This is a genomic window from Staphylococcus sp. acrmy (assembly GCF_022690565.1).
Classification (GTDB): Bacteria; Bacillota; Bacilli; order Staphylococcales; family Staphylococcaceae; genus Staphylococcus; species Staphylococcus caledonicus.
This window is the reverse complement of the sequence record NZ_JALCVE010000004.1, coordinates 184,007-202,828: the sequence shown is the minus strand read 5'-3', so window position 1 is coordinate 202,828 and position 18,822 is coordinate 184,007. Positions and strand designations below refer to the sequence as shown.

General features: G+C 34.7%; 32 protein-coding genes and 1 pseudogene. 2 read left to right on the top strand and 31 right to left on the bottom strand.

The features are described 5' to 3' along the window. The first annotated feature begins 43 nt into the window (after nt 1–43). Complete coding sequence (locus FH144_RS06050) at nt 44–778, top strand: NAD-dependent protein deacylase (protein ID WP_277953139.1); 735 nt, start codon at nt 44–46, stop codon at nt 776–778. A gap of 168 nt (nt 779–946) precedes the next feature. Here the strand turns inward: FH144_RS06050 and rpsI (FH144_RS12105) are convergent, their stop codons facing one another. Beyond that, nucleotides 947–1,030 carry a 30S ribosomal protein S9 gene (gene rpsI, locus FH144_RS12105; RefSeq protein ID WP_458383363.1) on the bottom strand — a complete coding sequence of 28 codons (84 nt, stop codon included), beginning with the start codon at nt 1,028–1,030 and terminating at the stop codon, nt 947–949. A 240-nt stretch (nt 1,031–1,270) separates the two neighbouring features. Further along, nucleotides 1,271–2,575 (bottom strand): ATP-binding protein, encoded by a 1,305-nt coding sequence (locus FH144_RS06045; RefSeq protein ID WP_242314378.1) that lies wholly within the window; start codon nt 2,573–2,575, stop codon nt 1,271–1,273. A gap of 141 nt (nt 2,576–2,716) precedes the next feature. Between FH144_RS06045 and FH144_RS12080 the strand changes: the two are divergent. After that, nucleotides 2,717–2,905, top strand: a pseudogene (locus FH144_RS12080) (VOC family protein); the annotation flags it as partial. 311 nt (nt 2,906–3,216) lie between these two features. Here FH144_RS12080 and rpsI (FH144_RS06040) read toward each other — a convergent pair. From rpsI (FH144_RS06040) to rplV, 29 genes are all read right to left on the bottom strand, one after another. Continuing rightward, nucleotides 3,217–3,609: a 30S ribosomal protein S9 gene (gene rpsI / locus FH144_RS06040; protein ID WP_216081180.1), complete on the bottom strand. Its 393-nt coding sequence runs from the start codon at nt 3,607–3,609 to the stop codon at nt 3,217–3,219. Between the two features lie 19 nt (nt 3,610–3,628). After that, on the bottom strand, nt 3,629–4,066 hold the full coding sequence (gene rplM, locus FH144_RS06035; RefSeq protein ID WP_070442762.1) for a 50S ribosomal protein L13: 438 nt from the start codon (nt 4,064–4,066) through the stop codon (nt 3,629–3,631). Nucleotides 4,067–4,316: 250 nt separating this feature from the next. After that, the gene (gene truA / locus FH144_RS06030; RefSeq protein ID WP_242314376.1) at nt 4,317–5,120 is read right to left on the bottom strand and encodes a tRNA pseudouridine(38-40) synthase TruA; all 804 of its coding nucleotides are present in this window, start codon (nt 5,118–5,120) and stop codon (nt 4,317–4,319) included. Nucleotides 5,121–5,124: 4 nt separating this feature from the next. Next, on the bottom strand, nt 5,125–5,931 hold the full coding sequence (locus tag FH144_RS06025) for an energy-coupling factor transporter transmembrane component T family protein (RefSeq protein WP_242314374.1): 807 nt from the start codon (nt 5,929–5,931) through the stop codon (nt 5,125–5,127). After that, on the bottom strand, nt 5,921–6,784 hold the full coding sequence (locus FH144_RS06020) for an energy-coupling factor transporter ATPase (RefSeq protein ID WP_242314372.1): 864 nt from the start codon (nt 6,782–6,784) through the stop codon (nt 5,921–5,923). The genes FH144_RS06025 and FH144_RS06020 overlap by 11 nt, the downstream gene beginning before the upstream one ends. Continuing rightward, on the bottom strand, nt 6,781–7,593 hold the full coding sequence (locus FH144_RS06015; RefSeq protein WP_242314370.1) for an energy-coupling factor transporter ATPase: 813 nt from the start codon (nt 7,591–7,593) through the stop codon (nt 6,781–6,783). The genes FH144_RS06020 and FH144_RS06015 overlap by 4 nt, the downstream gene beginning before the upstream one ends. A 415-nt stretch (nt 7,594–8,008) precedes the next feature. Next, entirely contained in the window at nt 8,009–8,380 is a 372-nt protein-coding gene (gene rplQ, locus FH144_RS06010) for a 50S ribosomal protein L17 (protein WP_011275144.1), read from the bottom strand. A gap of 21 nt (nt 8,381–8,401) precedes the next feature. Then, nucleotides 8,402–9,346, bottom strand: coding sequence for a DNA-directed RNA polymerase subunit alpha (locus FH144_RS06005; protein WP_107506618.1), 945 nt, complete (start codon nt 9,344–9,346; stop codon nt 8,402–8,404). A gap of 82 nt (nt 9,347–9,428) precedes the next feature. Next, complete coding sequence (gene rpsK / locus FH144_RS06000; RefSeq protein WP_001829725.1) at nt 9,429–9,818, bottom strand: 30S ribosomal protein S11; 390 nt, start codon at nt 9,816–9,818, stop codon at nt 9,429–9,431. 23 nt (nt 9,819–9,841) lie between these two features. Next, nucleotides 9,842–10,207: a 30S ribosomal protein S13 gene (gene rpsM / locus FH144_RS05995; protein WP_103166922.1), complete on the bottom strand. Its 366-nt coding sequence runs from the start codon at nt 10,205–10,207 to the stop codon at nt 9,842–9,844. Nucleotides 10,208–10,227: 20 nt separating this feature from the next. Further along, entirely contained in the window at nt 10,228–10,341 is a 114-nt protein-coding gene (rpmJ, locus tag FH144_RS05990; protein WP_001829709.1) for a 50S ribosomal protein L36, read from the bottom strand. A 31-nt stretch (nt 10,342–10,372) separates the two neighbouring features. Further along, entirely contained in the window at nt 10,373–10,591 is a 219-nt protein-coding gene (gene infA / locus FH144_RS05985) for a translation initiation factor IF-1 (protein WP_001829792.1), read from the bottom strand. Between the two features lie 199 nt (nt 10,592–10,790). Beyond that, the gene (locus tag FH144_RS05980; protein ID WP_107505551.1) at nt 10,791–11,441 is read right to left on the bottom strand and encodes an adenylate kinase; all 651 of its coding nucleotides are present in this window, start codon (nt 11,439–11,441) and stop codon (nt 10,791–10,793) included. A gap of 18 nt (nt 11,442–11,459) precedes the next feature. Next, nucleotides 11,460–12,752, bottom strand: coding sequence for a preprotein translocase subunit SecY (secY, locus tag FH144_RS05975; protein WP_242314368.1), 1,293 nt, complete (start codon nt 12,750–12,752; stop codon nt 11,460–11,462). Beyond that, nucleotides 12,752–13,192, bottom strand: coding sequence for a 50S ribosomal protein L15 (gene rplO, locus FH144_RS05970; RefSeq protein ID WP_242314366.1), 441 nt, complete (start codon nt 13,190–13,192; stop codon nt 12,752–12,754). The genes secY and rplO overlap by 1 nt, the downstream gene beginning before the upstream one ends. Before the next feature lie 19 nt (nt 13,193–13,211). Next, on the bottom strand, nt 13,212–13,391 hold the full coding sequence (gene rpmD / locus FH144_RS05965) for a 50S ribosomal protein L30 (protein WP_001096576.1): 180 nt from the start codon (nt 13,389–13,391) through the stop codon (nt 13,212–13,214). Nucleotides 13,392–13,407: 16 nt separating this feature from the next. After that, nucleotides 13,408–13,908, bottom strand: a complete 501-nt coding sequence (gene rpsE, locus FH144_RS05960) for a 30S ribosomal protein S5 (protein ID WP_103166926.1) — start codon at nt 13,906–13,908, stop codon at nt 13,408–13,410. Nucleotides 13,909–13,928: 20 nt separating this feature from the next. Beyond that, nucleotides 13,929–14,291, bottom strand: coding sequence for a 50S ribosomal protein L18 (rplR, locus tag FH144_RS05955; RefSeq protein ID WP_103166927.1), 363 nt, complete (start codon nt 14,289–14,291; stop codon nt 13,929–13,931). A gap of 31 nt (nt 14,292–14,322) precedes the next feature. After that, nucleotides 14,323–14,859, bottom strand: a complete 537-nt coding sequence (gene rplF / locus FH144_RS05950; protein ID WP_103166928.1) for a 50S ribosomal protein L6 — start codon at nt 14,857–14,859, stop codon at nt 14,323–14,325. A 24-nt stretch (nt 14,860–14,883) separates the two neighbouring features. Continuing rightward, nucleotides 14,884–15,282 (bottom strand): 30S ribosomal protein S8, encoded by a 399-nt coding sequence (gene rpsH / locus FH144_RS05945; protein ID WP_103166929.1) that lies wholly within the window; start codon nt 15,280–15,282, stop codon nt 14,884–14,886. A 31-nt stretch (nt 15,283–15,313) separates the two neighbouring features. Beyond that, nucleotides 15,314–15,499 (bottom strand): type Z 30S ribosomal protein S14, encoded by a 186-nt coding sequence (locus FH144_RS05940; RefSeq protein WP_001140799.1) that lies wholly within the window; start codon nt 15,497–15,499, stop codon nt 15,314–15,316. A gap of 22 nt (nt 15,500–15,521) precedes the next feature. Next, nucleotides 15,522–16,061 carry a 50S ribosomal protein L5 gene (gene rplE, locus FH144_RS05935; RefSeq protein WP_103166930.1) on the bottom strand — a complete coding sequence of 180 codons (540 nt, stop codon included), beginning with the start codon at nt 16,059–16,061 and terminating at the stop codon, nt 15,522–15,524. Nucleotides 16,062–16,086: 25 nt separating this feature from the next. Beyond that, nucleotides 16,087–16,404, bottom strand: coding sequence for a 50S ribosomal protein L24 (rplX, locus tag FH144_RS05930; protein WP_103166931.1), 318 nt, complete (start codon nt 16,402–16,404; stop codon nt 16,087–16,089). 35 nt (nt 16,405–16,439) lie between these two features. Next, on the bottom strand, nt 16,440–16,808 hold the full coding sequence (rplN, locus tag FH144_RS05925) for a 50S ribosomal protein L14 (protein WP_103166932.1): 369 nt from the start codon (nt 16,806–16,808) through the stop codon (nt 16,440–16,442). 31 nt (nt 16,809–16,839) lie between these two features. After that, complete coding sequence (rpsQ, locus tag FH144_RS05920; RefSeq protein WP_103166933.1) at nt 16,840–17,103, bottom strand: 30S ribosomal protein S17; 264 nt, start codon at nt 17,101–17,103, stop codon at nt 16,840–16,842. Nucleotides 17,104–17,129: 26 nt separating this feature from the next. After that, nucleotides 17,130–17,339 (bottom strand): 50S ribosomal protein L29, encoded by a 210-nt coding sequence (rpmC, locus tag FH144_RS05915; RefSeq protein ID WP_000644737.1) that lies wholly within the window; start codon nt 17,337–17,339, stop codon nt 17,130–17,132. Continuing rightward, a complete protein-coding gene (gene rplP / locus FH144_RS05910; protein ID WP_002432945.1) occupies nt 17,329–17,763 on the bottom strand; it encodes a 50S ribosomal protein L16 in 435 nt (144 codons plus the stop codon). Before rplP ends, rpmC begins: the two co-directional genes overlap by 11 nt. A gap of 2 nt (nt 17,764–17,765) precedes the next feature. Then, nucleotides 17,766–18,419, bottom strand: a complete 654-nt coding sequence (gene rpsC, locus FH144_RS05905) for a 30S ribosomal protein S3 (protein ID WP_103166934.1) — start codon at nt 18,417–18,419, stop codon at nt 17,766–17,768. Nucleotides 18,420–18,442: 23 nt separating this feature from the next. Then, complete coding sequence (gene rplV, locus FH144_RS05900; RefSeq protein WP_001829734.1) at nt 18,443–18,796, bottom strand: 50S ribosomal protein L22; 354 nt, start codon at nt 18,794–18,796, stop codon at nt 18,443–18,445. Nucleotides 18,797–18,822: the final 26 nt, after the last annotated feature.

The following is an 18,822-nucleotide window of genomic DNA, read 5'->3' as shown; positions in this document are numbered from 1 at the left end:
TGATTAAATTATAGATTTAAATCGTTCTGACGAGGTGTTAATTTTGGAAAATAAAATTGAACAATTAAAAGAAATTGTAGACAAATCAAATCGCATTGTCTTCTTTACAGGAGCTGGCGTTTCTGTGGCAAGTGGTATTCCGGATTTCCGTTCTATGGGAGGACTATTTGATGAAATCTCTAAAGATGGTTATTCCCCAGAATATTTATTAAGTATTGATCATTTGAATGATGACAAAGAAAGTTTTATTGATTTCTATCATAAACGTTTACTTGTAGCAGATAAAAAACCAAATGTTGTACATGAATGGATTGCTGCATTAGAAAAAGAAGGCAAATCATTAGGCGTCATTACTCAAAATATTGATGGCTTACATGAAGATGCAGGTAGTGAAAATGTTGATGAAATTCATGGTACGCTCAATCGTTTCTATTGTATTAGTTGTAACGAGCAGTATTCTAAATCATATGTGATGAAACATGAGTTAAGATATTGTGAAAAATGTGGTGACGTCATTCGACCTGATATTGTCTTATATGGAGAAATGTTAGACCAACCTACCGTGTTTAGAGCGCTTGATAAAATTCAAAAAGCAGACACAGTGATTGTCTTAGGATCATCACTAGTAGTACAACCTGCAGCCGGTTTCATCTCAAACTTTACGGGCGATAACCTAGTTATCATTAATCGCGATAGCACTCCTTACGATAGAGATGCTAGCTTAGTCATTAATGACGACATGACAGATGTAGTTCAAGAAGTCTTTAAAAATAAATAAAGATCAATAGCTAGTGGCGACGAAGCCACTAGTTATTTTTGTGTAATAAAAAAACACTTCCTGGAAAATTCCAAGAAGTATTTTAAACATATATTCGTTTGAACACAAATTGCTGACACAATCTGCAAGACTCCATCTTTAAGCGAATAAATTCGCAACAGTGGCATATTAACGTTTTGAGAATTGTGGTGAACGACGTGCTTTTTTAAGACCTGGTTTTTTACGTTCAAAAAACTTTAGGTCTTCGTACAGTTGTATAGACTATAGTACCCCTTGATATTAAAGGATTTCTAAATTTTTCGATTGCATAGAATTGCATCAAATATCACTCAGAGGTAACTAAAGGGTAACTAAATAAACTGCTGGCCGGTGGTTAATACTCTTGTATCTTGTAATTATCGTCCGGTTATCGTCCGGTCGTAAACTTATTGATTTATCAATGTTTTTATGTATATTAATAGTTTATCGTCCGGTTATCACTTAATGAATTTATTAGTCTCTAATTAAATAATATCTAGTACCTGGACCTCTACCTTCAGATCCGATAATCTCTAATTTCTTCAGTTCCGCAATTAACTCAGATGTATAACTTTTTTGAAGTCCCATTGTTTTTTGAATTTCTAGTCTACTTGCCAACTTACCATCTGATAGAAATTCTACAATCTCTGTCAACTTCTGATTAGTAGGTATTTTATTTAACTTATAATTCTTATTAAATAATACTACTGTGAACAGATTATCTGTTGCTATCAAAATAGGTTGTTTATTAAAACCTTTATATAACGAGAAGATTCTTCTTATTCCTGAACCATAGTTTTCAATATAATCCATTTTATCCATAGCATTGATTAATATTGGATTACGTTTAGCATTTGCACCTCTTTTGATATCTTCAATCGTCAATCCGTCTGGGAGAGAACCTGGTGAAGAAATCTCAATCCTATCATCGTATATTTCTATCTTAATATCTGATGTCATTGTATAGTCTCTATGCGTAAATGCATTCATCAATGCTTCACGAATTGCATCTTGAGGATAGGAGAATGATTCAACTCTTCTCCCGTTACTACCAAAAGCAATCTCATTCTTGTTAATCAAACGTAAATAGTTTAAAACTTCTTCTATTTGCTTTACAATCGAACCTGAAAACTTTTGCTTATCTTTAAAAGTAACAGTATCATTTCCATCGAAAACAGCCAATTTCGATATATATGGATTTTGATCACTTAAAATCAACCCTGCATTATTGTAATACTCATTTTCCCTTTTTCTTAAGTTCAAAGATATTTCATCAAAATTCAAGCTTAAATCTTCAAATACTGAAAGAACGGCATTAAACCTTAATTTATCATATGAGCTCATTTCTCCATCAAATGAATTTGCAAAATGTCTATTCATCATTCTTCTAACTTCTTCGTCACTCGCTTTTCTCTTAGAACTTCCTGTACGTATGTATATTCCTTTAGAATTAAATCCATCGCCGTCAGTATAGTAATATGGTTTATTTACCCCTGCACTAACTGATATTTTAAATGGAATTTCATTTGGTTCAATCATGACCAGACCAGTGACTTCGGGACGAAATGCCGTTGCAATCCAATTCATTAATATTTCTTCCCATTCTTTGTATAATGTTTTTCGTTGCATTTCACTTTCATATCTGATGGGATCACCATTATCATCCACGCCTAAATATATCGTACCACCATTATTACTGTTTAAAAATGAAACTATTTCAGCTTTCATTTGTTGTGCTTTGGGCATAGATTCCTTATATTCTGTATTATAGCTTTCCATAATTTCACCACCACTTTTTATTAATAATTGTATTATATCAATTGTTTATCATCTTTATTATACTCATATTTAATTTTTCAATTAACTTTTTTTACAGCTTTCGGTTTAATATCAATTATATTCAAGCTCTCTTGATATATTAAAGGAAACAATATATCTTTATGCCTAACTTTTGAGTATGTTGAACAAACTAAAAAAGTATACAATCATTTAGTGTCATTAGATGCTGAAATTTTAAAAGAATTTAGTCCAGAATTCTATACTGATGGTTATGGCTATGTTAGAGATCAATTTGGAATCGCTTATCATTTATTTACTAAAAGAAAATAAAATTAAATAGGCACTTCAAAAGGACATATTATTATCGATATGTCCTTTTTTACATATGAATCTAAGAGAAAAATCAGGTCATTTCATATCGTTTCATACAGTTTCCTATCATTGAATTATAGGCTGTTTTCAAACAAAATAGTTCCTCTACGGGTAACTAAAGGATATCTAAATACCTCTATAAAAATACAAAAAAACACCTCTCGAGTATTTTCGAGAAGTGTTGTAAACGTATTTTTAGTTGAACACAAATTGCTGACGCAATCTGCAAAATTCCATCTGTAAGCGAATAAATTCGCAACAGTGGCATATTAACGTTTTGAGAATTGTGGTGAACGACGTGCTTTTTTAAGACCTGGTTTTTTACGTTCTTTCATACGTGGGTCACGAGTTAATAAACCTGCGCGTTTTAAAGAACCTCTGTATTCAGGATCAGCTTCTAATAATGCACGAGCGATACCATGACGGATAGCTTGAGCTTGTCCAGTGAAACCGCCACCGTGTACATTTACTAATACATCGTAGTTACCTTTAGTTTCTGTAACATCGAATGGTTGGTTTAAGTCTAAGATTAATGATTCAAATGGTAAGTAGTCACGTACGTCACGTTCGTTAACAGTGATATTACCTTCGCCTGGTACTAAACGTACACGTGCTACTGAGTTTTTACGACGGCCTGTGCCTCTATATTCAACTTGTGCCAATGTAATTTCCTCCTTCTAATTAACCACGTAACTCGTAGTTTTCTGGTTGTTGTGCAGCGTGTGGATGTTCAGCGCCACCGTATACAAATAATTTTTTACCTTGTTTTTCACCTAAACGTGAGCTTGGTAACATTCCTTTGATAGAAGTTTCAAGTAAACGTTCTGGGTTATTACGTTTTAATTCACCAGCAGTTACTGATTTGATACCGCCTGGGTGATTTGAGTGACGATAGTAAATTTTATCTGATTCTTTTTTACCAGTTAATTCGATTTTTGAAGCGTTGATGATGATTACATAGTCACCAGTGTCAACGTGTGGTGTATAAGTTACTTTATTTTTACCGCGTAAGATAGATGCTACTTCTGATGATAAACGACCTAATGTTTGGCCTTCAGCATCAATAACATACCATTTGCGCTCAATGTTTGATTCATTTGCCATAAATGTTTGACGCATAATAATTGTCCTCCTAAAAATAAATGCTTCGTCTTAGATTGTAGATGTTCATTGCAGTCGAACCTACAGATGAAATCTACAATCCGGTATTTCTGTTACGATTTCAAAGCGTAAATGTTCATTTATTTTATTCCTGTATAATCTGCTTATATATCTTGTAACATAATAAGTTTCCGGGGCTTATCATGGGGTGATATAAAACAATACCGTTAACTATGTTATATTTTATCAAGGGTTTTGTCAATGCAAATCAGTCATTTTGTAATGATTTTTTACGATGAATTTTTATATCGCTTCCAAAGTCTTGAACTAAAGCCTTTGGGTCTAAATAAATATTTTCTAAATAAAGTCCTTCAGCCGGTGCTGTAAAGGGAACATTGTCTCGATTTTTCTCTACTAGAAGTTGCTGTACTTCCTCTGGTTGACGCTTCCCTTTTCCAACTTCAATTAAAAATGCCACGAGTACACGAACCATGTTATATAAAAATCCAGAGCCTGTGACTATATAATCAAAGCCTTCTGCCGTTTTAACAATCTCACTTTGATACAATGTACGTTCCTTACTTTCGACTTCTGTTTTCTGAGAACAGAATCCAGTAAAATCATGTGTGCCGATAAAGTATTGCGCTGCTTGGTTCATTCGATCTAAATCTAAATCTTCCTTAATAAATGTCTTTAAGCCACTTTCAAAAGGATTGCGATGTTCAGATTGATAAACTTTGTAACGGTATCTTTTACCTACGCAATCATAGCGACAATGAAAATCATCGCTAACTTCTTGCACATCGTTAACATAGATGTCATCAGGTAACGCACTATTCATTGCATACTTCCATTGCTTAGGGGCAATGTTCAAGTCAGTATCAAAGTGAAAGTATTGTTCATACGCATGTACACCTCGATCAGTACGACTTGATGGATGAATGCGTACATGTCGTCGATGCATACGCTTCAGAATTTTCTCGAATTGTTGTTGTATGGTACGTCCTTGTTGTTGAATTTGAAAACCAAGGAATTGATTACCTTGATATGAAATATTAACTAGTATACGCACTCTATTACACTCCAATATATTTTAGTACAAATAGCACGATAGCTATAGGTATGATGCTTAATAAGCACATTGTGTCATTTAAACGCCATTCTAGCTTTCTATAACTTGTTCTTTGGGTATCTGCATCATAACCTCTAACTTCCATCGCAATTGCTAATTCCTCTGCTCTCTGAAAAGCAGAAATAAACAATGGAATCATAAGTGGCACAAATGCTTTAATACGGGTCATTAAACTTCCAGAACTAATTTCAGAACCACGTGACTTTTGAGCCAAGATAATTTTGTCTAGTTCATCCATCAATGTTGGGATAAATCTTAACGCGATTGACATAATCATACTTAATTGATGAACAGGAACTTTAACCCATTTAAGTGGGGTCATAAGTTTCTCAAATGCATCAGTTAAGTCTATAGGGCTTGTTGAGAGCGTCATAATCGTAGCTATCATTACTATCGTGATTAATCTTAATGAAATAAAGATACCTTCTAATATACCAACACTATCTATTTTAATAAAACCGAATTCTACTAATCTCGTTCCACCATGCGTGAAAAATACGTGCATTAAAAAGGTAAAAATTAAAAAGATAAAGATTGGCGTTAATCCTTTAATTAAAAACCAAAATTTAATTTTGGCTAGCATCATGAATGACAGAATAAGTAATAGAATCCAACCGAATGTTGCAAATGAATGAGCAAAGAATATAAGAATAATAAATAGAAACACAAATATCACTTTGCCACGAGGGTCTAAATTGTGTATGACTGAATCATTAGGTAAATAACGACCAATAATGAGTTTATTCTTCATGATGTTGCCACTCCCGATACATGCTTACAAATTCCTCTTCAGTTAAAGCTATATCTTTTAACTTAGTATGATATTTATTTTCAAAATCACGTTGTAATTGAACAATGTCTGGTAAAGTAATATGCCATTCTTCTAACTGGCTGGCCTGTTTAAATAATTGTTTAGGAGAAACTTGTCCTAAAACACTTCCTTCTTTCATAACAATAATTTCTTCAGCATAATTAGCGACATCGTTCATATCATGTGACACTAAGATAATGGTTTTATGATGTTCTTTTTGAATTTTTTTAAATAATTTCATTACTTGTTGACGGCTTTTTGGATCTAGACCTGCAGTTGGTTCATCTAAAATGATAACATCTGGATCCATTGCAAGTATTGAGACAATAGCTATTTTACGCATTTGACCACCAGACATTTGAAACGGTGACAATGACATAATATTCTTAGAGAAACCTAGTTCTAAAAATAAGTCCAATGCTCGCGCTTTTACTTTCTCAACATCCATACCAAAGTTCTTAGGCCCAAATTCAATTTCTCTTTCAATATTATCTTCGAATAATTGAGACTCTGGAAACTGAAATACTAAGCCAACATTTTGGCGCATAGCACGTATATACTTATCTTTAGTTTTAGCTACAATTGTTATATCGTCATGCTCAATACTACCTTGTGTAGGTTTTAATAACCCATTCAGATGTTGTATTAACGTAGACTTCCCACTACCAGTCTGTCCCACAATCGCATAATACTTCCCCTGTTCTAACGTAAGGTCGATATGTTTTAAAGCTTCATATTCGTAAGGCGTGCCTTTTTGATAGGTATAAGAAACATCTTTAAAAGTAATAGTCATAGTTTATCTACCAACCTTTCATAGGTAGTATACTGGTCATCAAAACCTAAGAGTTGGTTCATTTTCATAGAGAAAGGTAAGTCTAACCCTATATTGTTCAAACTATCAATATCTTTAAAAATCGTTTCAGGTTTACCTTCTTTAAAGACTTTCCCTTGGTTCATCACTATGATATGGTCGCCTTCCATAGCTTCGGTTAAGTCATGCGTGATAGAAATAATCGTAACATCTTTATATTTTTTCACTTTACGTATTAATTCAAGCAACGATTGTTTAGCTTGAGGGTCAAGCATCGATGTCGCTTCATCTAAGATGATCACAGAAGGACTTAGTGCTAAGACGCCTGCAATCGCTACACGCTGTTTCTGACCACCTGAGAGCGACTGTGGCTCATATTCAGCATAATCAGTCATTCCTACGTCTTTTAATGACTGAGCCACAATTTCTTGCATTTCTTCATGTGGGACTAAGTGGTTTTCTAGACCAAATGCCACATCATATTTGACGATCGAACCCACGAACTGATTCTCAGGGTTTTGAAAAACAATACCTATATGATTACGAATTGTTTTAAGGTTGTCTTGCGTAATTGACGTGTTATCAAAGAATATTTGCCCTTTAGTAGCAGCCTCAATTCCAACGATGAGTTTCGCAATGGTAGATTTGCCTGAACCATTATGACCAACAATAGAGGTCCATTGATTTTTAGGTATTTTAAAAGAAACATCTTCAAGCGTGAAGGCTGCATCTCCTTGGTACTGAAAATCAATATTCTGTAATTCTATAATAGTTGAATGATTAGCCTCCACGATGTTCCCTCCTAAAATAATTTACTTATATATTTTACATGATAATTAACATTCTGTATATCTATGTTAAAGGATTGCACTTTAAACAATGACTTTGTACATATACATAGAGACATAATATGAAACGTTTATATAAAATGAGGCGTAGAGAGTATTCGCATTGAATCTTCTCTACGCCTATGGTTTAGGATTTATATCCTAAAATTTATAATCCGCTTTAAAGTAAGTCGTTAAACGCGTAAGTTACTTTAAAACTAAAAAAGCGCGCACCCCATCATATTTTAGTTGAGTTCACGCTTTTTGATAATATTTAATTGATGGGGCACTCTGAGCTAGACAATATCTGTATGTGGCAAACATTATCGTTGCACTCATTTGCTTTAGATATAAGTAGTAAGTGTATTTATAAGTTGAATTAATCTACTAATTCGATGATAACTGATTCAGCACCGTCTCCGCGACGAGGACCTACTTTAAGAATACGAGTGTAACCACCTTGACGTTCTGTATAACGTTCAGCAATTTCACCGAATAATTTTTGAAGTGCAGTTTGTGTAGTTTCGTCTTCATTTAAAATTTCAACGTTACGTAATGTTTTAGCAGCATTACGGCGAGAAGCTAAATCTCCTTTTTTACCTAAAGTGATTAATTTCTCAACAACACTACGAACTTCTTTCGCACGAGCTTCTGTAGTTTCAATGCGTTCACTAACGATAAGTGAAGTAGCTAAGTCACGTAACATAGCTTTACGTTGATCAGAAGTACGACCTAATTTTCTGTAACCCATGAGTTGACCTCCTTTAACTTATTAATCTTCTTTTCTTAAACCTAATCCTAAATCTTCTAATTTATATTTAACTTCTTCAAGAGATTTACGACCTAAATTACGCACTTTCATCATATCAGCTTCAGATTTATCAGCTAATTCTTGAACAGAATTGATTCCTGCGCGTTTTAAACAGTTGTATGAACGTACTGATAAGTCTAATTCTTCAATAGACATTTCAAGTACTTTTTCTTTTTGGTCTTCTTCTTTTTCAATCATGATTTCAGCATTTTGTGCTTCATCAGTAAGACCTACGAAAATATTTAAATGTTCAGTTATGATTTTAGCAGCTAATGATACAGACTCTTGTGGAGTAATTGAACCATTAGTCCAAACATCTAAAGTTAATTTATCAAAATCACTACTTTGACCTACACGTGTATTTTCAACTGTATAGTTGACACGTTCTACAGGTGAATATAATGAATCAACAGGAATTACACCAATTGGTAAATCACTAGTATTATTTTGTTCTGCTAGTGCGTAACCTCTACCCTTATTAGCAACTAGACGAATTTTTAAATGTCCACCTTTAGACACTGTTGCGATTTTAAGTTCTGGATTTAGAACTTCAACATCACTATCATGAGTAATGTCACTTGCAGTTACTTCGCCTTCATCTCGAACATCGATTTCTAATATTTTATCTTCTTCAGAATAGATTTTAAGCGCTAATTTTTTGATGTTCATAATAATTGTAGAAACATCTTCAACAACGTTATCTATAGCTGAGAATTCGTGTAAAACACCTTCGATTTCAATGTACTTAACGGCTGCACCTGGTAATGAAGATAGTAGGATACGACGTAAGGAGTTTCCTAGTGTAGTACCGTAGCCACGCTCAAGTGGTTCAACAACGAACTTACCGAATTTAGCATCTTCACTAATTTCAATTGTCTCAATTCTAGGTTTTTCAATTTCTATCATTTGCAAAAATCCTCCTTAATTACGTCGACTTAATTTTAAACTGTTTCGCTCAGTGACCTGTAACAATAACAAACTTAAAAAATTAGACGCGACGACGTTTTGGTGGACGACAACCGTTATGTGGTACTGGAGTAACGTCTCTGATTGCAGTTACTTCTAAACCAGCTGATTGTAAAGCACGAATAGCTGATTCACGACCAGGTCCAGGTCCTTTAACTGTTACTTCTACAGTTTTTAATCCATGTTCCATTGCTGTTTTTGAAGCAGTTTCAGAAGCCATTTGCGCTGCGAATGGTGTTGATTTTTTAGAACCTTTAAAACCTAATGCACCTGCTGATGACCAAGATAAAGCATTACCAAATTCATCAGTGATAGTTACGATTGTATTGTTGAATGTTGAACGGATGTGAGCTACACCATTTTCAATATTCTTTTTAACTCTACGTTTACGAGATACTTGTTTACGAGCCATTTATATTTTGCCTCCTTTACCTATTATTTTTTCTTGTTAGCTACAGTTTTAACTGGGCCTTTACGAGTACGTGCGTTGTTTTTAGTTTTTTGACCGCGAACTGGTAAGCCACGACGGTGACGGATACCACGGTATGATGAAATTTCCATTAAACGTTTGATGTTTAAGTTTTGTTCACGACGTAAGTCACCTTCAACTTTGTAACTGTCTACAACTTCACGGATACGACCTAATTCGTCATCTGTTAAATCTTTTACACGAGTATCAGCTGCAACGTTAGCTTCTTCAACGATTTTCTTAGCTGTTGAAGTACCGATACCGTATACGTATGTTAATGAAATAACAACGCGTTTTTCACGTGGAATATCTACTCCTGCAATACGTGCCATATATTTACACCTCTCTTTTATTATCCTTGTCTTTGTTTGTGCTTAGGATTGTCACAAATTACCATTACTTTACCTTTACGTTTAATGACTTTACATTTTTCGCAAATTGGTTTAACTGATGGTCTTACTTTCATTTTTATACCTCCCTATATTATGGAGTGACGATTATTTATAACGATAAGTAATTCTACCGCGTGATAAATCATACGGAGACATTTCTACAGTTACTTTGTCGCCAGGTAGAATTCGAATATAGTTCATTCTGATCTTACCACTTACGTGAGCTAAAATTTCATGACCATTTTCTAATTCTACTTTAAACATAGCATTTGGTAAAGTATCTAATACTGTACCTTCTAATTCAATTACATCTTGTTTCGCCATTGATTAACTTCCCCCTTTTTACAATAGTAAGGTAATCGTCAATAGACAACTTCAACGATACGAATCTAATATAGTGACTAGTTATTATAAGTTTAACAAAATGCGGGAATTATTTATCGTTATTCGGCACTCAGAAAATTAATTCTTGCCAGAGAAACCTAGTTAAAATTCACTTTTTCATAGACCGTATAAAGTTGATCTATTTTAAATGATTTAAGATATCAATGACATCTTTGGTTACTTCGTCAATATCTTTTGCGCCATCAATGTTATTCAATACGCCTTTATTGTCGTAATATTCTAATATAGGCTTAGATTGTTTAACATTTACACTTAAACGGTTAGATACTGTTTCTGGATTATCATCTTCACGTTGATAAAGTTTTCCACCATCGATATCACAAATACCATCAACCTTTGGAGGATTAAATACAAGATGATAAGTCGTACCACATTTTTCACAAATACGACGACCTGTAAGACGATTCATTAATTCTTCCTCAGGAACTTCAATGTTGATAACAGCATCAATGTTTCTGCCAAGCTCAGACATAATTTCATTTAATGCCTCAGCTTGATCGATAGTTCTAGGGAAACCGTCTAATAAGAATCCTTTTTTTGCATCGTCTTCAGAAATTCTTTCTTTAACGATACCTACAGTAACTTCATCAGGGACTAATTCTCCACGATCCATGTAAGATTTAGCTTCTTTTCCTAAATCTGTTTCATCTTTAATCGCTTTTCTGAACATGTCACCAGTAGATATATGTGGTATTGGGAATTTCTTAACAATTTCACTCGCTTGAGTTCCTTTACCTGCGCCAGGTAAACCCATTAAAATGATATTCATAAATTGCCCTCCTACAAATTATCTACCACCAAAGCCTTTATATTCTTTCTGACTCACTTGAGCTTCAAGTGATTTCATAGTTTCGATTGCTACACCTATTACGATTAATAAGCTAGTACCACCAATCTGAATTGATTGAGGTAAACTCATAAACTTAGTAGCCAATATAGGTAATATAGCAATAACGGCTAAGAAAATAGAGCCTACAAAAGTTAAGCGATAAAGTACTTTAGTAATATATTTTTTTGTTTGATCTCCAGGTCTGATACCTGGTACATAACTACCTTGTTTCTTCAAGTTATCTGCCATTTTTTCAGGGTTAACTTGAACAAAGGCATAGAAATATGTGAATGCAATAATTAGAATTACATAAACTATCATGCCGTAAGTGTTTGAAGGGTTAGCATATTCAGAAATTGTTTGCGCCCGATCAGCTTTCGGGAAGAACAATGTTAATGTTCTTGGCAATAAGAAGAATGCCATCGCAAAGATTACTGGAATAACCCCTGCTGAGTTTACTTTTAAAGGTAGATAAGTTGCTTGTGAACCTAATCTTTGGGCAGATTGTTTCTTCGCATATTGAATAGGAATCTTACGTTTAGCTTCAAGTACATAGATAGCACCAACAGTAAGTAAAATTAAACCTACTATTAAGCCTATAACTTTAAGCCATGCTAACGTTGTATCATCATTACCAACGAACGCTTGTTGTACAAACTGTCCGATAGATGATGGTAACGTAGATAAGATACCTGCAAAGATAATGATAGAAATACCATTACCTACACCAAATTGAGTGATTTGGTCACCAAGCCAAATTAGAAATGCTGTTCCAGCTGTTAAAACAACGGCTATCAATAAATAACTCATGATAGATTGATTAACAATCAATTTACCACCTAGATAATTATTGAATTGAAAAGCCATACCAATTGACTGTATAAAAGCCAAAATGATAGCGAAATAACGTGTTACATTGCTAAGTTTTCTTTTACCTACTTCACCTTGTTTCGCCCATTCTGAGAATTTCGGAACAATATCCATCTGTAATAATTGCATTACGATAGATGCGGTGATATAAGGCATAATGCCCATTGCAAATATAGAAAAGTTCTTTAAGGCTCCGCCACCAAACGTATTAAGAAGAGCAGCGACACCTTGATCAGAACTTTGTTGTTCAAAAGGCTCTGGGTTTACACCAGGAGCCGGAATATAAGTCCCTATTTTGAATATTACTAACATTGCTAAAGTAAAGAAAATCTTGTTACGAACTTCTTTAGTTTTAAAGAAGCTCACAAGCGTTTGAAACATTAGATCACCTCGTGTGCTCCACCTTTAGCATCAATTGCTTCTACTGCTGAAGCTGAGAATTTATGAGCTTTCACTGTCAATTTTTTATCAAGTGAACCGTTACCTAGTACTTTAATACCAGATTTTTCATTCTTAACTACACCAGTTTCAACTAATAAAACTGGAGTTACTTCAGTACCATCTTCAAATTTATTAAGTTGGTCTAAGTTAACAATAGCATATTCTTTACGGTTGATGTTAGTGAAACCTCGTTTTGGTAAACGACGGAATAAAGGTAATTGTCCACCTTCAAAACCTGGTCTTACGCCACCACCTGAACGTGCTTTTTGACCTTTTTGACCACGGCCACTAGTTTTACCGTTACCAGTACCAGCGCCACGACCAACACGGTTACGTACTTTACGTGAACCTTCAGCTGCTTTTAACTCATGTAATTTCATTTTATAGGCACCTCCTTAATTATTTTTCTTCAACTGTTAATAAATGTTTAACTTTGTTGATTTGCCCACGGATTGCAGGGTTATCTTCAACAACTACTGAACTGTTAGTCTTTTTAAGACCTAAAGCTTCAACAGTTTTACGTTGTGTTTCAGGACGACCAATAACACTACGAGTGAGGGTAATTTGTAATTTAGCCATTATTTATTTTCCCTCCTTAATTATATAATTCTTCTACTGATTTGCCACGTAATTTAGCAACTTCTTCAGCGTTTTTAAGGTTTTGTAAACCATTTAGTGTAGCACGTACCATGTTAATAGGTGTGTTTGAACCTAATGATTTACTTAAGATATCAGTGATACCTGCTAATTCTAATACGGCACGTACTGGGCCACCAGCGATAACTCCTGTACCAGGTGCAGCTGGTTTCATGAATACGCTACCTGAACCATAACGACCAGTGATAATGTGTGGAGTAGTTCCTTCAACACGTGGAACGACTACTAAATCTTTTTTAGCTGCTTCAACAGCTTTTTTGATAGCTTCTGGTACCTCTTGAGCTTTACCAGTACCGAAACCTACACGACCATTTTTGTCTCCAACTACTACTAATGCAGTGAAACGGAAACGACGTCCACCTTTTACAACTTTCGCAACACGATTGATTGTAACAACGCGTTCTTCAAATTCTTTCGTTTCTTCTTCTCTACGAGCCATGTATTTGTCCCTCCTTTAAATTAAAATTCTAATCCGCTTTCTCTAGCAGCTTCTGCTAATGCTTTAACACGACCATGATATAAGTAACCGCCACGATCAAATACGATTTCTTTAATACCTTTGTCAGTTGCTTTTTTAGCAATTGTTTCGCCAACTTTTGTAGATAAATCAACTTTTGTAGTAGATTCGCTAGCGATATCTTTATCTTTAGATGATGCTTGAACTAAAGTTTCGCCTTTAACATCATCGATGATTTGAGCATAAATATGTTTGTTTGAACGATAAACATTTAAACGTGGTTTTTCAGCTGTACCTGATAATTTAGTACGCACACGAGCATGTCTTTTCAAACGCACTTTGTTTTTATCAATTTTACTGATCATTTTATTACTCCTTTCTTAAGAGAGTTATCTATTATTTACCAGTTTTACCTTCTTTACGGCGAACGTATTCACCTTGGTAACGGATACCTTTTCCTTTATAAGGTTCTGGAGGTCTTACTGAACGGATGTTTGAAGCAATAGCTCCAACTTGTTCTTTAGAAACGCCAGATACTCTTACAGTTGTGTTTTTCTCTACTGCGAAAGTAATGCCATCTTCAGCTTTAATTTCAACAGGATGAGAATAACCAACGTTTAATACTAAGTCATTACCTTGCATTTGAGCACGGTAACCTACACCTACAAGTTCAAGAGTTTTTTCGAAACCTTGAGAAACACCTTGTACCATATTATTTAATAAAGCACGAGTTGTACCATGAACTGTTCTATCATCTTTAGAATCAGTAGGTCTTACAACTTCAATTGTGTTTTCTTCTTGTTTGAAAGTCATTCTTTCATTAAAAGTTCTAGTTAATTCACCTTTAGGACCTTTTACAGTAGCTGTTTGACCATCAAAAGTTACTGTAACGTCGCTAGGGATGTCAATAATTTTCTTACCAACACGACTCATGTTATGGCACCTCCTTATTTATTATTACCAAACGTATGCGATAATTTCTCCGCCAACGTTACGTTTTCTAGCTTCTTTGTCAGTGATGACACCTTCAGAAGTTGAAACTAATGCAATACCTAAACCATTTAATACTTTAGGTACTTCGTTTGCTTTAGCATAAACACGTAAACCTGGTTTAGAGATACGTTTTAATCCTGTGATAACACGTTCATTGTTTTGACCATATTTTAAGAATAAACGAATAACACCTTGTTTATCGTCTTCAACGAATTCTACGTTTTTAATGAAACCTTCATTTTTTAAGATTTCAGCAATTTGTTTTTTAATGTTAGATGCAGGTAATTCTAACTTTTCGTGACGCACCATGTTTGCGTTTCTTACACGAGTAAGCATATCTGCGATTGGATCTGTCATTGTCATTGATTGTTGCCTCCTTTCAGACTCTTATATATTACCAGCTAGCTTTACGTACGCCAGGGATTTGGCCTTTGTAAGCTAATTCACGGAAACAAATACGGCATAATTTAAATTTACGATATACAGAATGTGGACGACCACAACGTTCACAACGAGTATATTCACGTACTGCATATTTTTGTTTTTTCTGTTGCTTAGCAACCATAGAAGTTTTAGCCACTTAATTAGCCTCCTTTTAGAGATTATTTACGAAATGGCATACCGAAGTTTGTTAACAATTCACGAGCTTCCTCGTCAGTGTTAGCAGTTGTTACGATAACAATATCCATTCCTCTTACTTTACTTACTTTATCATAATCGATTTCTGGGAAAATTAATTGTTCTTTGATTCCTAGAGTATAGTTACCGCGACCATCAAATGCTTTTTTAGAAACACCTTGGAAGTCACGTACACGAGGTAATGAAACTGCGATTAATTTGTCTAAGAATTCATACATTCTTTCTCCGCGAAGTGTAACTTTCGCACCGATTGGCATACCTTCACGTAAACGGAATGTTGCAACTGATTTTTTAGCTTTTGTTACTAATGGTTTTTGACCAGTGATAAGTTCTAATTCTTCTACAGCATTATCTAATACTTTAGAGTTTTGAACTGCGTCACCTACACCCATATTCACAACGATTTTTTCGATTTTTGGAACTTCCATTACAGAACTATAGTTGAATTTTTTCACTAAGTTTTCAGTAACTTCAGTATTGTATCTTTCTTTTAAACGGTTCAAAGTGGATCCTCCTTTCGACTAATTATTAATTATTAGATTTAATTTCTTCGCCAGATTTTTTAGCGATACGAACTTTTTTGCCGTCTACAAATTTGTATCCAACACGTGTAGGTTCATTTGTTTTAGGGTCTAATAATTGTACGTTAGAAACATGGATTGCTGCCTCTGTTTCTAAGATTCCACCTTCAGGATTTAATTGAGTTGGTTTTTGGTGTTTTTTAATAACGTTAACACCTTCCACAACGACACGGTCTTTTTTAGGTTCAGTAGCAACTACTTTACCTTCTTTACCTTTGTCTTTACCTGCGATAACTTTTACGTTGTCACCTTTTTTGATATGCATGTGGGCACCTCCTTAAATGATATGGTTTTTATAAATTATAGTACTTCTGGTGCTAATGATACGATTTTCATGAAGTTACCATCACGTAATTCACGAGCAACAGGACCAAAGATACGAGTACCACGTGGGCCTTTGTCATCACGAATAATGACACATGCATTTTCATCAAATTTGATATAAGAACCATCATTACGGCGAACGCCTGATTTAGTTCTAACAACAACAGCTTTGACTACATCGCCTTTTTTAACAACGCCACCTGGTGTTGCATTTTTAACAGTACATACAATAATGTCACCAATGTTCGCTGTTTTGCGTCCAGATCCACCTAATACTTTAATTGTAAGAACTTCACGAGCACCAGAGTTGTCCGCTACTTTTAAACGAGTTTCTTGTTGGATCATTAGTTAAACCTCCCTTATCTCTAATCTTGTATTAAATAATAACTGACTCTTCAACAATTTCTACTAAACGAAAACGTTTTGTTGCTGATAAAGGACGAGTTTCTTGAATTTTAACTGTGTCTCCTAATTTAGCTGAATTGTTTTCATCATGAGTTTTGTATTTTTTAGAGTATTTTACACGTTTACCGTATAATTTGTGTGTTTTGTAAGTTTCAACTAATACAGTAATAGTTTTGTCCATTTTATCTGAAACAACTTTACCTACATAAACTTTACGATCGTTTCTTTCACTCACTTTTGTAACCTCCTCTTTCAAATGGATTATTGATTAGCTTTGCTTTGTTCGATTTCTCTTTCACGAGCAACAGTTTTTAGACGTGCAATCGTTTTTCTAACTGTACGAATACGTGCAGTTTCCTCTAATTGACCTGTAGCTAACTGAAAGCGTAGGTTAAAAAGCTCTTCTTTTGAAGATTTGATTTGTTCTTCGATTTCTGAAGTGGTTAAGTCTCTAATTTCCTTAGCTTTCATTTGTTTCACCACCCAATTCTTCACGTTTTACAAACTTAGTTTTTACTGGAAGTTTGTGACTTGCTAAACGTAATGCTTCACGAGCTACTTCTTCAGATACACCAGCAACTTCGAATAAAATTCTACCTGGTTTCACAACTGCGATCCAGCCTTCAACGGCACCTTTACCAGCACCCATACGTACTTCTAAAGGTTTTTTAGTGTATGGTGTATGAGGGAAGATTTTAATCCAAACTTTCCCGCCACGTTTCATGTAACGTGTCATAGCAATACGAGCAGATTCGATTTGACGAGATGTGATCCAAGAAGTTGTTGTAGCTTGTAATCCATACTCACCAAATGTTACATAGTTACCGCCTTTAGAACGACCAGTTGTTTTAGGACGATGTTGACGACGATATTTAACACGTTTTGGTAGTAACATTCTTATTTTCCTCCTTCACTAGTATTCTTAGTAGGAAGAACTTCACCACGATAGATCCATACTTTAACACCTAATTTACCATAAGTAGTGTCAGCTTCAGCATGTGCATAGTCGATGTCTGCACGTAAAGTATGAAGTGGAACAGTTCCTTCTGAATATTGTTCAGCACGAGCGATGTCAGCTCCGCCTAAACGTCCTGATACTTGAGTTTTAATACCTTTAGCACCAAGTTTCATAGCTCTTGTAATAGCTTGTTTTTGTACACGACGGAATGAAGCACGGTTTTCTAATTGACGTGCAATATTCTCAGCAACTAAACGAGCGTCAATATCAACTTTTTTGATTTCCACAACATTGATGTGTACTTTTTTATCAGTTAAGTTGTTTAATTTGTTACGAAGTTTTTCAATTTCTGATCCGCCTTTACCAATTACCATACCTGGTTTACCAGTGTGAATAGCAATATTAATACGGTTCGCAGCACGTTCAATATCAACGTGAGAAACTGATGCTTCTTTTAATTCGTTATCAATAAATTTACGGATTCTTAAATCTTCGTGTAATAGAGAAGCGAAATCTTTTTCAGCATACCATTTAGCTTCCCAATCACGGATAATTCCGACACGAAGTCCGATTGGATTAATTTTTTGACCCACAGTATTCCCTCCTTAAGTAATTATTAAGCTTCTTTAGCTTCTTCTTTACCGTCACTTACGACGATTGTAATGTGGCTTGTACGTTTGTTAATTGCACTTGCACGGCCTTGTGCACGTGGACGGAAACGTTTTAAAGTTGGTCCTTCATTTGCATATGCTTCTTTAACAACTAATTCATCAGTGTTCATGTCATAGTTATGTTCAGCATTTGCTAAAGCGGACATTAATACTTTTTCAATTACTGGTGATGAAGCTTTGTTAGTTAATTTTAAAATAGCAATAGCTTCTCCAGCATTTTTACCTCTAATTAAGTCAAGAACTAATCTTACTTTACGAGGTGCGATTCTGATTGTTCTAGCAACCGCTTTTGCTTCCATTAGGATTTCCTCCTCTACTTCTATTT

What these genes read in the sequence shown, in the direction of transcription:
- rpsK (WP_001829725.1), bottom strand. Translation starts at nt 9,818, where the DNA reads ATGGCTCGTAAACAAGTATCTCGTAAACGTAGAGTTAAAAAGAATATT.
- rpmC (WP_000644737.1), bottom strand. Translation starts at nt 17,339, where the DNA reads ATGAAAGCTAAGGAAATTAGAGACTTAACCACTTCAGAAATCGAAGAA.
- rpmJ (WP_001829709.1), bottom strand. Translation starts at nt 10,341, where the DNA reads ATGAAAGTAAGACCATCAGTTAAACCAATTTGCGAAAAATGTAAAGTC.
- rpmD (WP_001096576.1), bottom strand. Translation starts at nt 13,391, where the DNA reads ATGGCTAAATTACAAATTACCCTCACTCGTAGTGTTATTGGTCGTCCT.
- rpsE (WP_103166926.1), bottom strand. Translation starts at nt 13,908, where the DNA reads ATGGCTCGTAGAGAAGAAGAAACGAAAGAATTTGAAGAACGCGTTGTT.
- rplF (WP_103166928.1), bottom strand. Translation starts at nt 14,859, where the DNA reads ATGAGTCGTGTTGGTAAGAAAATTATTGACATCCCTAGCGACGTTACA.
- rplP (WP_002432945.1), bottom strand. Translation starts at nt 17,763, where the DNA reads ATGTTACTACCAAAACGTGTTAAATATCGTCGTCAACATCGTCCTAAA.
- rplM (WP_070442762.1), bottom strand. Translation starts at nt 4,066, where the DNA reads ATGCGTCAAACATTTATGGCAAATGAATCAAACATTGAGCGCAAATGG.
- rpsH (WP_103166929.1), bottom strand. Translation starts at nt 15,282, where the DNA reads ATGACAATGACAGATCCAATCGCAGATATGCTTACTCGTGTAAGAAAC.
- FH144_RS06045 (WP_242314378.1), bottom strand. Translation starts at nt 2,575, where the DNA reads ATGGAAAGCTATAATACAGAATATAAGGAATCTATGCCCAAAGCACAA.
- FH144_RS06025 (WP_242314374.1), bottom strand. Translation starts at nt 5,931, where the DNA reads ATGAAGAATAAACTCATTATTGGTCGTTATTTACCTAATGATTCAGTC.
- rplO (WP_242314366.1), bottom strand. Translation starts at nt 13,192, where the DNA reads ATGAAATTACATGAGTTAAAAGCAGCTGAAGGTTCACGTAAAGTACGT.
- rplR (WP_103166927.1), bottom strand. Translation starts at nt 14,291, where the DNA reads ATGATCAGTAAAATTGATAAAAACAAAGTGCGTTTGAAAAGACATGCT.
- rplQ (WP_011275144.1), bottom strand. Translation starts at nt 8,380, where the DNA reads ATGGGTTACAGAAAATTAGGTCGTACTTCTGATCAACGTAAAGCTATG.
- rplN (WP_103166932.1), bottom strand. Translation starts at nt 16,808, where the DNA reads ATGATCCAACAAGAAACTCGTTTAAAAGTAGCGGACAACTCTGGTGCT.
- rpsM (WP_103166922.1), bottom strand. Translation starts at nt 10,207, where the DNA reads ATGGCACGTATTGCAGGAGTAGATATTCCACGTGAAAAACGCGTTGTT.
- infA (WP_001829792.1), bottom strand. Translation starts at nt 10,591, where the DNA reads ATGGCGAAACAAGATGTAATTGAATTAGAAGGTACAGTATTAGATACT.
- rplV (WP_001829734.1), bottom strand. Translation starts at nt 18,796, where the DNA reads ATGGAAGCAAAAGCGGTTGCTAGAACAATCAGAATCGCACCTCGTAAA.
- FH144_RS06005 (WP_107506618.1), bottom strand. Translation starts at nt 9,346, where the DNA reads ATGATAGAAATTGAAAAACCTAGAATTGAGACAATTGAAATTAGTGAA.
- rplX (WP_103166931.1), bottom strand. Translation starts at nt 16,404, where the DNA reads ATGCATATCAAAAAAGGTGACAACGTAAAAGTTATCGCAGGTAAAGAC.
- secY (WP_242314368.1), bottom strand. Translation starts at nt 12,752, where the DNA reads ATGTTTCAAACGCTTGTGAGCTTCTTTAAAACTAAAGAAGTTCGTAAC.
- FH144_RS06020 (WP_242314372.1), bottom strand. Translation starts at nt 6,784, where the DNA reads ATGACTATTACTTTTAAAGATGTTTCTTATACCTATCAAAAAGGCACG.
- FH144_RS05980 (WP_107505551.1), bottom strand. Translation starts at nt 11,441, where the DNA reads ATGAATATCATTTTAATGGGTTTACCTGGCGCAGGTAAAGGAACTCAA.